General features: G+C 70.4%; 11 protein-coding genes. 5 read left to right on the top strand and 6 right to left on the bottom strand.

The window, feature by feature from the left end; all coding sequences use genetic code 11:
- Nucleotides 1–20: 20 nt before the first annotated feature.
- Complete coding sequence (locus BMW54_RS18050) at nt 21–287, top strand: DksA/TraR family C4-type zinc finger protein (RefSeq protein ID WP_090058944.1); 267 nt, start codon at nt 21–23, stop codon at nt 285–287.
- Nucleotides 288–409: 122 nt separating this feature from the next.
- Nucleotides 410–1,981: a methyl-accepting chemotaxis protein gene (locus tag BMW54_RS18045; RefSeq protein ID WP_090058941.1), complete on the top strand. Its 1,572-nt coding sequence runs from the start codon at nt 410–412 to the stop codon at nt 1,979–1,981.
- Between the two features lie 3 nt (nt 1,982–1,984).
- Here the strand turns inward: BMW54_RS18045 and BMW54_RS18040 are convergent, their stop codons facing one another.
- The 5 genes from BMW54_RS18040 to BMW54_RS18020 all read right to left on the bottom strand — a co-directional run bounded on the left by BMW54_RS18040 (nt 1,985) and on the right by BMW54_RS18020 (nt 8,852).
- Entirely contained in the window at nt 1,985–4,273 is a 2,289-nt protein-coding gene (locus BMW54_RS18040) for a TonB-dependent receptor (RefSeq protein WP_090058940.1), read from the bottom strand.
- A gap of 40 nt (nt 4,274–4,313) precedes the next feature.
- A complete protein-coding gene (locus BMW54_RS18035; protein WP_175472924.1) occupies nt 4,314–4,742 on the bottom strand; it encodes a DUF2946 family protein in 429 nt (142 codons plus the stop codon).
- 92 nt (nt 4,743–4,834) lie between these two features.
- Entirely contained in the window at nt 4,835–6,439 is a 1,605-nt protein-coding gene (locus tag BMW54_RS18030; protein ID WP_090058935.1) for an MFS transporter, read from the bottom strand.
- The gene (locus BMW54_RS18025) at nt 6,436–7,863 is read right to left on the bottom strand and encodes an efflux transporter outer membrane subunit (protein WP_090058932.1); all 1,428 of its coding nucleotides are present in this window, start codon (nt 7,861–7,863) and stop codon (nt 6,436–6,438) included. The genes BMW54_RS18030 and BMW54_RS18025 overlap by 4 nt, the downstream gene beginning before the upstream one ends.
- Entirely contained in the window at nt 7,860–8,852 is a 993-nt protein-coding gene (locus BMW54_RS18020; protein ID WP_090058929.1) for an HlyD family secretion protein, read from the bottom strand. Before BMW54_RS18020 ends, BMW54_RS18025 begins: the two co-directional genes overlap by 4 nt.
- A gap of 165 nt (nt 8,853–9,017) precedes the next feature.
- Here BMW54_RS18020 and modA point away from each other — a divergent pair, with 165 nt between their 5' ends.
- The 3 genes from modA to BMW54_RS18005 are packed head-to-tail and all read left to right on the top strand — an operon-like array spanning nt 9,018 to nt 11,112.
- Entirely contained in the window at nt 9,018–9,764 is a 747-nt protein-coding gene (modA, locus tag BMW54_RS18015) for a molybdate ABC transporter substrate-binding protein (protein ID WP_090058926.1), read from the top strand.
- 5 nt (nt 9,765–9,769) lie between these two features.
- Nucleotides 9,770–10,444: a molybdate ABC transporter permease subunit gene (gene modB / locus BMW54_RS18010; RefSeq protein WP_090058923.1), complete on the top strand. Its 675-nt coding sequence runs from the start codon at nt 9,770–9,772 to the stop codon at nt 10,442–10,444.
- Nucleotides 10,441–11,112, top strand: a complete 672-nt coding sequence (locus BMW54_RS18005) for an ABC transporter ATP-binding protein (protein WP_090058921.1) — start codon at nt 10,441–10,443, stop codon at nt 11,110–11,112. The genes modB and BMW54_RS18005 overlap by 4 nt, the downstream gene beginning before the upstream one ends.
- A gap of 113 nt (nt 11,113–11,225) precedes the next feature.
- Here the strand turns inward: BMW54_RS18005 and BMW54_RS18000 are convergent, their stop codons facing one another.
- The gene (locus tag BMW54_RS18000) at nt 11,226–12,020 is read right to left on the bottom strand and encodes a TOBE domain-containing protein (protein ID WP_090058918.1); all 795 of its coding nucleotides are present in this window, start codon (nt 12,018–12,020) and stop codon (nt 11,226–11,228) included.
- Nucleotides 12,021–12,066 lie beyond the last annotated feature (46 nt).

Genomic DNA, 12,066 nt, shown 5'->3' with positions numbered 1-12,066 from the left:
GAGTCCCCCGGAGGTGACCCATGGCGACCGGTTGGGCCGGCGACACGGCCGTTCAGGACCAGATCGACGCCACCGTCGAAGACGCGGTGAAGCGTGCCCGTAGCCGCATGGCGAGGGGGCCGAGCCTCGAGCGCTGCGAGGAGTGCGACAACCCGATTCCCGAGGCGCGCCGCAAGGCCGTCCCGGGCGTGCGCCTGTGCGTCGCCTGCCAGGAAGCCGCCGATCGGGACGAAGCCGCCTTCGCCGGGTACAACCGCCGCGGCAGCAAGGACAGCCAGTTGCGCTGAGCCTCATTGCTCTGTCTTCCCGCTGCCAAGTTATTGAAATAAAAACGAAATATGCCGAAAATCGCTAAAGTCGGCGGGCTTGGCGCCGACATCGAGGGTTCCCCGTTCCCCTCGAGCTTTCCATGCGCCTCCCCCGGTTTTCCGTTCCGACCCTGACGCTCCGTACCCGGCTGGTGCTCCGGCTCGCTGGCACGATCCTTCTTCTGCTCGCCCTGTGGATCGTGGGTGGCGCGCAGTTGCGCACCGCCGACCGCCGGCTCAACGACGTCGTTGGCGGCACGCTCGCCCCGGTCGCCGACGTCGGCCACATCCAGAACGATTACAACGACCTGCTCGACGCACTGGTCCACGCGACGCTGACGCGGCTGCCCTCGGCGCTCGACGATGCGGCGACATCCATAGGCACGGACCGCAAGCGCATCGATCGCCAGTGGCGCTCGCTCGAGGCCAGCGCCCTCGGCCGGGACCAGGCGAAGCTCGTCCAGCTCGCCGCCGCGCATCGCAAGGCCGCCGACGACGCGGTGGACGCGGTGCTCGAGCTGCTCAGGGCGGAGCAATACGACCTCGCCCAGTTGCAGCTGTCGAACGACGTGCAGGCGGCGGTCGTGCCCCTGAAGAGCGACTTCTCCAACCTGTTCGCCCTCGCGCTCGACGGCGGCAAGGCCGCGGTGGACGCGCAGCACGCGGAGATCCGTCGCGGCGCGGTCTGGTCGTCGGTGCTGCTCGGCGTCGCCCTCGTCCTCGCCGGTACGGTCGACGTCGCGATCATCGTCTCGCTGGGACGCCGGCTGCGTCAGGCCGCCGATGTCGCCGCCGCCATCGCGCAGGGACGCCTCGGCGAGCGCATCGACGTCGGCCGGGACGACGAGGTGGGCCGCCTGCTTGCCTCGCTCTCGCACATGGATGCGCAGCTCGTGCGCGTCGTGTCCCACGTCCGTCATCGTGCCGCGCTCGTCGCGGAGGCCGCGTCGGGGATCGAACACGGCAACGACGCGCTCAGCGAACGCACGCGCATCCAGGCCGCGCATGTCGACCACACCACGCGCTCGATGCGCGAGATGGCCGCCGCCGTCGCGTCCGGCCTCGGTCAGGCCACGCAGGCCAACGGCGCCGTCGGCGAGGCGCGCGAACTCACGGAACAGGGTCGGGACATCGCCGGTGCCGCGATCGACACGATGCATGCCATCCGCCACAACAGCGAACGCATGACCGAGGTTCTGGACCTGGTCGACCAGGTCGCCTTCCAGACGAACCTGCTCGCCCTCAACGCCGCCGTCGAGGCGGCGCGGGCCGGCGAGCACGGCCGTGGCTTCGCGGTCGTCGCGCACGAAGTGCGCGAGCTCGCGCGGCGTTGCGCCGCCGCGGCACGCGACATCCGCACGCTGATCTCGGAGAGCGACGAAGCCGTCCAGGCCGGCGTCGCCTCCGTCGACCGCGCGGCCGACGTGCTTTCGCACATCGGCACGCGCGTGTCGTCGCTGGCGACGATGATGGCCTCCGTGATGGACGCCACCCGCGGCCAGCGCGACGGCATCGCGCGTGTCGACGAAGCGGTGGCGGGCATCGACGGCGTCGCGCGCGAGAACGCGGAGCTCGTCGGTCGCGCCGCCGGCGCGAGCCGCGCGATGCGCGAGAGCGCCGAAACGCTGAAGCGGGAAGTGGCCTACTTCAGCCTCGCCGACGAAGCCGCCTGACGCTCAGAGGTGGAACTTCGCCTCCACGAGGTACGTGCGCGAGGGGTAGGGGTAGTACACGTAGTAACGCCGATCCGTCAGGTTGTCGACGCCCACGCCGAGGTCGACGTGATCGCCGGCCTTCCACGTAACCTTCGCGTCGAAGGTAAGGAAGTCGCTGGCGCCGCCGAACGTGTCGGGATGGATGTCGCTGTGGTCGAGCGTGTTGTACTGCCTTCCCGAATAGCGGCCGGCGAGCGTGAGCGCGAGCCGTTCGGTCGCGCGCCAGGTGGCGACGAGGTTCGCCCGCCACCGGGGGATGCGATAGAACTGCTTGCCTTCCGACGCCGGATTCTTCCGGTTCGTCACGGTGGTGGCCTGCGTCCAGGCGACGTTCGCGGTGAGGTCGACGCCCGGCCAGACGACGTCGCGCGCATCGTAACTCGCCTCCGCACCGCGCGTCCTCACGAGGCCGACGTTCTGCACGTTGGTGACGTTCGGGAACACGGTCGTGTCGGTCTGGCTGAAGAGCGTATCGCGTGTGTCGCTGCGGTACACCGTGAAGCGTGCCACGCCGTTGTCGTGGTACCACTCGGCGGAAAGTTCGCGCGACAGGTCGTTCTCGGGCTTCAGCGACGGATCGTTGTTGATCAGCGCGATACCGTTGAACGTGCCCTGGAACAGCTCGTTCACCGTCGGGAAGCGATATGCGCGGGCCGCCGAAAGGCGCAGCAGCAGCGAGTCGCTTACGGTCCACGCCAGCGAGGCCTTGGGCGAGGTGTGCGACTCCTTGCGCTCGGGATAGGCGACGCTTGCCGTCGCCGTGGCGCGCATGCCGCCGAAGGCGCGCCATTGCTCATAGCGCGCGCCGACGGTCAGGCGCCACGCGTCCAGCAACTGCCAGGCATCCTGCACGTACACGGCCTGCGTCTGGGTGCTGCCGCCGTTGGAGGCCGTGCGCGCGCCCGCGTCGCCGCGTCGCCAGGCGTCCAGCGCGTAGCTCGCGTTGTCGAGGCGGTAGCCGTCGTAGTGGTAGCCGAAACTCAGCGTATGCGTGTTCGGCGCGATGCCGTCGGGCGCATGGCTGGCACGCAGGTCGAACGTGCGCCAGCGGCTGCCGTCGCCGGCGGTGAGGAGGCCGGCGCCGTCGTACGTCACGGCCGAAGCCACGCGGTCGCGGTTACGGTCCATGTCGAAGTAGGACGCGTTGCCCTCGACGTTCCAGCCGCTGTCGCGATGCGTGCCGAGCGAGACGCCGTAGAGATAGTTTCGGCTCTGTCGCGTGCTGGGCGCGAAGTAGTTCGCGGGCAGCGTGTACTGGCGTCCGTCGATGTTCACCGGTCCCGACCACACGGGACGTCCGTCGGCGTCGCGCAGGAACGTCGCGGTGCGGTGCGACATGTCCTGGTTCCAGTAGCCCGCGGTGACGCCGCCGGTCACGTCGGGCGTGAAGTCGTACGTCAGGCGCACGTGCGCCTCGTCCTGGCTCGTCGCCTCCTGGCCTTCCGCGTTGATGCCGACGATCTGGCGCGGCAGGCCATTGGCGCCGGTGTCCGCGATCGCGCCGCCGACCGGACGCGCACCGCCGGGCCGCGTCGACAGGTTCTGGGTGGCGTACACCAGCGGCTGCCCGTTGGATTGCAGGTGCGACACGCCGACGAGGAACGCGAAGCGCCCCGAACGGTCGCCGATGGTCGCGCTCTGGCGGCTGCCGCCGAAGTCGCGGTCGACGCCGTAGTCGTCCACGTGCTGCGTGAACGCCTGGACCTCGCCGGTCACCTCGAGGCGATCGGGCATGCGCGTCGTCAGCAGCACGGTCGCGCCGATGGCGTTGCCGGGATACAACGCGGAATACGCGCCGTAGATCACGTCGACGCGCGCGAGGTTCTCCGGGAACGCCATCGACCAGCGCGGCGGATTCGCCCAGTTGTTGCCCAACAGGTTGGAAAGCAGCAGGCCATCGAGGTAGACGAGGCCGCGCGCGCTCTGCTGGTTGCTCGTGCCGCGGACGGAAAACGTGGCGTTCTCGTCGCCGATGAAGCGCTTGCGGATGCCGAACGAGGGCAGGTACTTCAGGGCGTCTTCGACGTTGACGACGTTCAGGCGGTCGAGTTGCGCCGCGCTGACCGTCTCGACGGCGGAGGGCATGTCGGGATCGACGCTGCTGTCGTGGCTCGCGGCGGAGACACGCACTTCGCGCAACGTGGTCGCGCGTTGCGGTTCGTCGTCCGCGTGCGCGGCGAACGAGAGCGTCGCGAGCGCGCAGGCGATGGCGCGCGACAGCGCGCGCCCATGGGAATGGCACAGGGGCATGAGGTGGGGTCCATGATCGTTGGCGTACGGGATCGGAAGATCAGGCGTGCGCCGCGGACGGTGGACCTCGGGGTGGTGCGTGGATGGTGTGGATCGCCGGCCCGGCGCGAATGGCCGGGAGCGGGGCGGGCATGTGCAGGATCGCGAGCAGCGGGTGCCCGATGAACACCGTGCCCGCCATCGCGGGCTGCTGCGCGAACAGCGTGCAGTAGCCGCAGGCCGCATCCGGATCGCAGGCCTCGTGACCGCCGTGGGACGACGGCGTCGCCATGTGACCCATCGGGGCATGGTCCATGCCTTCGTGGGACATGCCGCCGTGGGCGGTCGTCCGCGATTCGCACCACGGGCCGAGATCCGGGAACGCGAGCCACTCGACGGTGCGCGACACGGTCGGGACGAGCGCGGTGAGCCAGACGGCGACGAGCGCCATCCATCCCAGCCATCGCTTCGAGACCGCGCTGCGGCGCACGGGCATACCCCTTGATTCAACCCTGGATCAGGGTCCGGGGATCATCGCACGGCGTCGCGTGAAGCCCATGCGACACGGTGTCGCTGGGCCGGTCAGGTCCGTGACGACGGCAGTGGCGGCACGGCGGGCGCGGTGACGATCGGCGGCGGTTCGCGCAGCACGAGCACGAGGCAGACGCCGAGCAGTCCGACGCACGAGGCGAGCAGGAAGCCGTCGAGGGTCGACAGCGTGTACGCCTGGGCGCGCACGGCGGCAGCGAGCAGCCCCGTACCGCGCGCCTGCGCATCGCCGGTGCCCTGCGTCGACGCGCCCACGACCTGCGCATAGGCGGCGATACGCTCCATCGTGGCCGGATCGCCGGCGGCCACGTGCTGGCCGATGAGGTTGGAGTGCCATTGTTCCGCCTTGCGCGTGAACACGATCAGCACCGAGGTGCCGAGTTCACCGCCGAAGAGGCGCGAGGTCTGGATGATGGCGCCGAAGGTCATGCCGTCCGTCGGGCCGACGTGGTGGGCGAAGAAATAGATCACCGCCGTGAGTTCGAGCGTCTCGCCGACCGCCTGCAACAGCAGCGCCATGCGGAAGTTCTCCTCCGACCATTCCGACGTCAGGCCGGTGGCTAGCAGGAAACCCGCGGTCGCGATCGTAAGACCCGTGCCGATCGCGAAGCGCGCGTCCACACGATTGAGCAGCCACGCGACGGTCGGCGCGATGATCAGCTGGGGCAGGGCGACCCAGAGCAGCGCGCTGCCCACCTCCAGGGGGCGAAGTCCTCGCACCGAGATGAGGAAGTTGGCCACGAGCGTATTGCTCGAGACCACGAGGAAACGCGTGATCACCACCAGCACGATGCAGACCATCACGTTGCGGCGGACGAGCAGCGAGAAGTCGATGCTCGGCGCCGGCAGCGTCGCCTCGTGCAGCAGGAACAGGCCAACCGCGATGACGCCGAGCGCGAACAACGTGACGATGAACGACGACGAGAACCAGTCGAGCCGGTCGCCCTGGTCGAGCGCGATGAAGATCAGCGTGAAGCCGGTCGCGCCGATCACCATGCCGCGAAAATCGCCGGCGCGCAGGAAGTCGCGGTCGACCGGAATGCGGCGCAGGCCGAACCAGTAAAGGCCGACCAGCGGTATGGCGAGCACGGCGTTCTGCCAGAAGATCCAGTCCCAGGTGACGTGCTCGACGTACCAGCCTTCCAGCGTCGACGCGACGTTGAGACCCAGGATGATGTTCATCACGTAGGCGCCCAGGCCCCACGGCCACAGCTGCTTGGGCAACGAGGTGAGGATGAACGCCGCGGTCAATGGGATGAACGTGCCGGAGCCGAGGCCCGCGAACACCTGGAGCAGGAGCATGGTGCGCAGGTCGGGCGAGAAGGGGATGAGGAACTCCGCCAGCCCGTAGGTGACGCAACCCGCGAGCAGCACGCGGCGTGGCGAGAACGCGCGGCCAAGGAAGATCGAGATCGGCCCGATCATCATCTGCGCGGCCGAGAACGCCGTCGGGATCCATGCGCCTTCGTCGAAGCCCGCGCCCACCGCGCCGCGCAGGTCGGCGAGGCCGATGGACGTGAGGCGCGAGGTGAGCGTGGTGGCGATGGCGCCGACGAGCACGGCAACGATGCCCAGCCAGGGCAGGGGCGCGGTCGGGGCGGGGGCGGGCGCGGCCACGGTGGCCGCCGTCGCGTTCATGGGCCGCCGTTCGCGGTGGCGACCGGCTGCCTCGGCACGGCGTCGCCTTCGCGCCAGCCGCCGCCGAGCGCCTTGATCAGCGATACCGCGGCTAGCAGGCGCTGCCGATCGTTCTGTATGGCGGCACGTTGCGTCACGAGGGCCTGTCGCTCGGAGTCGACGACCTCGAAGTAGCCGGCCAGGCCGCGGTCGTAGCGCGATCGCGACACTTTCGCCGCCGCGACGGTCGCATCGACGGTCGCATCGAGGGCTTCGCCGCGCTCGCGCAGCCAGCGCGTGTCGTCGAGGGAATCCTGCACCTCGCGAAACGCGACGATGCCGCTCTGCTTCCACTTCGCCAGGGCTCCGCGGTACGCGGCCTCGGCACCCTGCAGGTTCGCGCGGTTGCGCCCGCCTTCGAAGATCGGCAGCCGCACGGCGGGCCCGATCGACCACGCCTGGCTGTCACTGCGCGTGATGTCGCCGAGGCGGTTGCTCGCGACGCCGGCGGACGCCGTGAGGCTGAGCTGCGGAAAGAAGGCCGCCTTCGCCACGCCGATGCGCGCGCTCGCGGCGGCCAGGGCGCGTTCGTCCGCCGCGACGTCCGGGCGGCGCTCGAGCAGCGCGGAGGGGAGGTCGGCCGGAACGTCGGGCACGACGGGCGTCCATGGCCGCGCGAGCACTGAGAACTCCGGGGCGTTGCGTGCCTCGAGCACGGCGAGCGCGTGTTCGAGGTTGTCGCGGCTCCGGCGGGCGTCCGCGAGATCCGCGCGCGTCTGCGTCAGGTCCGCTCGTGCGCGGAGCACGTCGAGATCGCCGACGACGCCCGCCTTCGCGCGCCGGTCGGCGAGCTGCAGCGCGTCCTCGCGCAAGCCCACCGTGCGCACCAGCACGTCGATGTCGCGATCGGTGCTGCGCAGGGACAGGTACGTCGACGCCGTGGACGCCGCGAGGCTCAGGCGCAGCGCGGCGATCGTGTCAGCATTGCCTTCGACCTCGGCGCCCGCCGCTTCCACGCTGCGGCGCACGCGGCCCCAGAGGTCGACTTCATAGGCCGCGTCGACCGGCACGCGCCAGAGCGTCGTCTCCAGCATGGGCAGGCGGTTGTCCACCGTGCCGGACGTGCGTCCCCGGGCATAGGCGGGATCGAGCGTCACGTTCGGGAATTCGTCGGCGCGGGCCACGCCCAGCAGCGCGCGGCTCTGATCATAACGCGCGAGCGCTCCGGCCAGGTCCTGGTTCGCCGCGAGCGTGGATTCCACGTGCCGGGACAGCTCCTCGTCGCCGAAAAGCGTCCACCACGCGTCCGGCAGCGGTGCTCCCGCCGCGAGAGCGTCGTGCCATGCCGCCGGCGCGGGGGCGTCGGGCCGCCGGTAATCCGGACCGACCACGCAGCCGGCCAGGCAGGCCAGTCCCGCGGCGAGCATGACGTGCTTCGCGCTCACGGTTCCGCCTTGCCGTCTTCGCGAATCTTGACGATGGTCGACAGCCCGGGGACGAGCCGTGGCCGGTAATGCCCCAGGTCGTCCGACGAGAAGAGGATCTTCACCGGGACGCGCTGCACCACCTTCGTGAAGTTGCCGGTCGCGTTGTCCGGCGGAAGCAGCGCGAACTGCGAGCCGGAGGCCGGGGCGAAGCTGTCGACGTGCCCGAGGAAGCGCACGTCGGGAATCGCGTCGATCGTCATGTGCGCCTCGGTCCCGCGGCGGATGCCATGCAGCTGCGTCTCCTTGAAGTTGGCGACGACCCAGACCTCGTCCGAGACGATCGCGAGCAGCGTCTGTCCCGCGTTCACCCGCGCGCCGACTTCGACGTTGCGGCGTCCCACGTAGCCACTGACGGGCGCGACGACCTTCGTGTACCCGTAGGCGAGCAGGGCGTCGTGCAGGGCGGCCTCCGCGGTGGCGACCTGCGCCTGCGCCGACTCGAGGGCCGCCACGGCGGCGACCTTCCGCGCCTCCGCGCTCGCCCGGTTCGCGACCGCGGAATCCGAGGCGGCGCGGGCCGCGTCGAATTCCTGCTGGGAGATGCCGCGCGGCGTCTCGTGCACGAGCTCGTCGGCGCGGCGCAGGTCGAGCGCCGTCTTCCGCGTCGAGGCGTTGGCGGCCACGATCGCGGCGGACGCCTCGGCGATCTGGGCCTCCGCGCTGGCGACCTGGCCCTTGGCCCGGTCGATTTCCGCCCGTGCCTGCTCGACCGCCACGTCGAAGTCGCGGGTGTCCAGTTCCAGGAGGACGTCGCCCGCCTTCACGTGCTGGTTGTCGTTCACCCGCAGTACCTGGACGGTGCCCGTCACGCGCGGGGCCACCGGATGGATGCGTCCGGTGACGTACGCGTCGGTGGTGGTTTCCGTCCGGTCCAGCCAGAAGAACAGCAGGACGGCCAGCGTGCCCAGCACGAGCAGTCCGCCGATGATCGCCAACGCGTGTTTCATGTGCCCCTTCCCTGTTCGTAAGGCGCCACGCTGCCATCCCTCACGTTAACAGGCTTGGCGATTCTTTCCGGATCGACCGGTAATGCGGAGCGCGCGGTCGGGCGCATTGACCGCCCGCTATGTAGATTCCTATATTGCGGTCGTCACGTCCCAAGGATCGCACCCATGCGGCTTCGCCCGTTCGTCGCGCTGCTCCTGCTCGCCGCCTCGGGTTCCGCGGCGGCGGCTGACCTCGTCGTGTCCGCCGCCGCCAGCCTCACCGACGCCTTCCAGGCGGTGGGCAAGGCGTACGAGGCGAAGCATCCGGGCACCCACGTGGTGCTCAACTTCGCGGCGTCGGACGTCCTGTTGCGCCAGATTTCCAGTGGCGCGCCGGCCGACGTCTTCGCGTCCGCCGACCAGGCCGCGATGGACCAGGCCGCGGCCGCGAAAGCCATCGACGTGTCCACGCGTCGCGATTTCGCCCGCAACGGCCTCGTGCTCATCGTGCCCGAAGGCGATCCCGCGAAGGTCGCTTCGCCGGAAGGCCTTCGCGCGTCGGTGGTGAGGCGCGTCGCCTATGGCGACCCGGCGTCGGTGCCCGCGGGACGCTACACGAAGGCCGCGCTCGAACAGCAAGGCCTGTGGGAGGCCGTTTCGGCCAAGGGCGTGCTCGCGCAGAACGTGAGGCAGGCGCTCGACTATGTCGCGCGCGGCGAAGTCGAGGCCGGGTTCGTCTTCGCGACGGATGCGCATCTCATGCGCGATCGCGTCGACGTGGTCGCCGACGTCGCGACACCGACGCCGGTCACCTATCCCATCGCGGTGGTGGCGGGATCGAAGCATGCCCGGGAAGCCGCCGCCTTCGAGGACTTCGTGGTCTCGGCGGAGGGCCGGAAGATCCTGGCGGTGTTCGGCTTCCAGGCGCCCTGAACGCCGTGGACGCGATCTGGGTGCCGCTCGCGCTGACGCTCAAGGTCGCGCTCTGGGCGACGGCCATCAACCTCGTGCTCGGCGTGGCGGTGGCGTTCGGACTGGCGCGCTGGCGCTCGCCGGCGCGCGAGGTGGTCGATTCGGTACTGACGCTGCCGCTGGTGCTCCCGCCCACGGTGCTCGGCTATTACCTGCTCGTGCTGTTCGGACGCCGGGGCGTGTTCGGCGAGTGGCTCGACCGGCTCGGCATCGAACTCGTGTTCACCTGGCAGGGGGCCGTGGCCGCCTCCACGCTGGTCGCGTTCCCGCTCGTGCAGAAGGCGGCGCGCGCGGCGTTCGAGGCGGTCGATCCGCAACTGGAGGACGCCGCGCGCGTGCTCGGCCTGCGCGAGGCCTCGGTCTTCTTCCGCGTCTGCCTGCCGCTCGCCGCGCGAGGCATCACCGCCGGCGCGCTGCTGGCCTTCGCCAGGGCGCTGGGCGAGTTCGGCGCGACGCTGATGATCGCCGGCAACCTTCCGGGACGCACCCAGACCCTCTCCGTCGCCATCTACGCGGCCGTGCAGGCAGGCGACGACCGCACGGCCGGTGTCATGGTGGCCGTGATATCGGTCACCTGCGTCGCCGCGCTGCTGCTGGCGGGCTGGCTGGCGCCCGGACACCTGCGGCGGGTGCGGCCATGAGCGTCGTGGACGTGGCCATCCGCAAGCTCCTGCGCGCCGACGACCGGCACTTCGAGCTCGACGTCGCCTTCGCCTCGACGCAGCGGCGCATCGTCCTGTTCGGCCCGTCCGGCGCGGGCAAGAGCCTCACGCTGCGCGCCATGGCGGGGCTGCTGACGCCGGACGCCGGGCACGTCCGCGTCGACGGGCGGGCGTTGTTCGACCACGCGGCCGGGATCGACCTGCCCGCGCGCGAACGTGGCGTGGCCTATCTTTTCCAGGACTACGCCCTGTTTCCCCACCTGACTGTCGCCCAGAACGTCGCTTTCGGCCTGCACAGGGGCTGGCTCAACGCGTCGCGGCACACGAAGGACGAGCGCGTGCGGCACTGGATCGACGCCCTCGAACTCGGCGGCGTGGCCGCCAGCTATCCGGCGCGCATCTCGGGCGGTCAGCGCCAGCGGGTCGCCCTCGCGCGCGCCCTGGTTTCCTCGCCGCGCCTGCTCCTGCTCGACGAGCCCTTCGCGGCGCTCGATCCCGCGCTGCGCGGGCGCATGCGTGCGGAGCTGCTGGCGCTGCAGTCGCGCCTCGACCTGCCCATGCTCGTGATCACCCACGATCCGGCGGACGTCGAGGCCCTCGACGGCCACACCATCGAGATCCGCGATGGCCGGGTCGGCCACGACTGACCCTCGGACTTTGTGGGAGCGGACCTGGCCGCGACAGTTTTTCGCGTGGCGCGACAGGTCCCGTGGCTCCTCGCGAGAAGCCATCGCGGCCAGGTCCGCTCCCACAGGCGGTTTCAGTCGGTGACGCCGAGAATGACCGCCGACGCGTCGAAGATCGCCGCCACGGCCGAGCCTTCGGCCAGTTCGAGCGACGCGGCCGCCTCCCGGGTCACGATCGCCGTCATGCTGCCGCCGCTGGCCAGGTCGATGGTGACCTCGCTGTTCACCGCGCCGGGCAGTACCTGCCGCACCACGCCTTCCAGGCGGTTCGACGCCGAGACGCGCAGGCGCTCGTCGGGCAGGCCGAGAATCACCCAGCTCGCCTTGACGAGCGCGACGACCGGCCGTCCGGGCGCGAGCCCGAGACTGGCGGTGCTCTCCCGCGTGATCGTGGCGACCACGGTGGCGCCGCCGTTGAGTTCGACGGTCACGGTGTCGTTGACCGCCCCTTCGGCGATATCGCTAACCGTGCCCGCCAGCTGGTTCCTCGCACTCGTTCGCATCGTGAATCGCCTCAGCAGGTGGAGATCGTCCGTCGCGTCTTCGCCGAGCGCCGCGAGGCGTTCGACGAAGCGACGGTGTTCGGCTTCTATGCCGCGGAACGACGCGATGAGCCGCTGCGCCCTCGGCGTGAGCGAGGCGCCGCCACCGCCGCGGCCTCCGGTGGCACGTAGCACCAGTGCCTCGCCGGCCAGGTTGTTCATGGCTTCCACGGCGTCCCACGCGCCCTTGTAGCTCATGCCCACGGCCTTGGCGGCCGCGGTGATCGAACCGGTCTCGCCGATCCGGGCCAGCAGCTCGATGCGGTCGGTGCCACCCCAGCGACGCGCGCCGTCGGTGAGCCAGAGCGAACCCTCGTAATGGAGCATCGTGTCACCGCGAATGAAGTTTCCCCGGTCGAGTCTAGCCCCGGCG

Origin of the sequence: Luteibacter sp. 329MFSha, assembly GCF_900111665.1 — a bacterium.
Taxonomy (GTDB): Bacteria; Pseudomonadota; Gammaproteobacteria; order Xanthomonadales; family Rhodanobacteraceae; genus Luteibacter.
Note: the sequence above shows the minus strand (reverse complement) of the source record. Positions and strands in the feature narration are given on the sequence as shown.

What these genes read in the sequence shown, in the direction of transcription:
- BMW54_RS18020 (WP_090058929.1), bottom strand. Translation starts at nt 8,852, where the DNA reads ATGAAACACGCGTTGGCGATCATCGGCGGACTGCTCGTGCTGGGCACG.
- BMW54_RS18040 (WP_090058940.1), bottom strand. Translation starts at nt 4,273, where the DNA reads ATGCCCCTGTGCCATTCCCATGGGCGCGCGCTGTCGCGCGCCATCGCC.
- BMW54_RS18005 (WP_090058921.1), top strand. Translation starts at nt 10,441, where the DNA reads ATGAGCGTCGTGGACGTGGCCATCCGCAAGCTCCTGCGCGCCGACGAC.
- modA (WP_090058926.1), top strand. Translation starts at nt 9,018, where the DNA reads ATGCGGCTTCGCCCGTTCGTCGCGCTGCTCCTGCTCGCCGCCTCGGGT.
- BMW54_RS18030 (WP_090058935.1), bottom strand. Translation starts at nt 6,439, where the DNA reads ATGAACGCGACGGCGGCCACCGTGGCCGCGCCCGCCCCCGCCCCGACC.
- BMW54_RS18050 (WP_090058944.1), top strand. Translation starts at nt 21, where the DNA reads ATGGCGACCGGTTGGGCCGGCGACACGGCCGTTCAGGACCAGATCGAC.
- BMW54_RS18000 (WP_090058918.1), bottom strand. Translation starts at nt 12,020, where the DNA reads ATGCTCCATTACGAGGGTTCGCTCTGGCTCACCGACGGCGCGCGTCGC.
- BMW54_RS18045 (WP_090058941.1), top strand. Translation starts at nt 410, where the DNA reads ATGCGCCTCCCCCGGTTTTCCGTTCCGACCCTGACGCTCCGTACCCGG.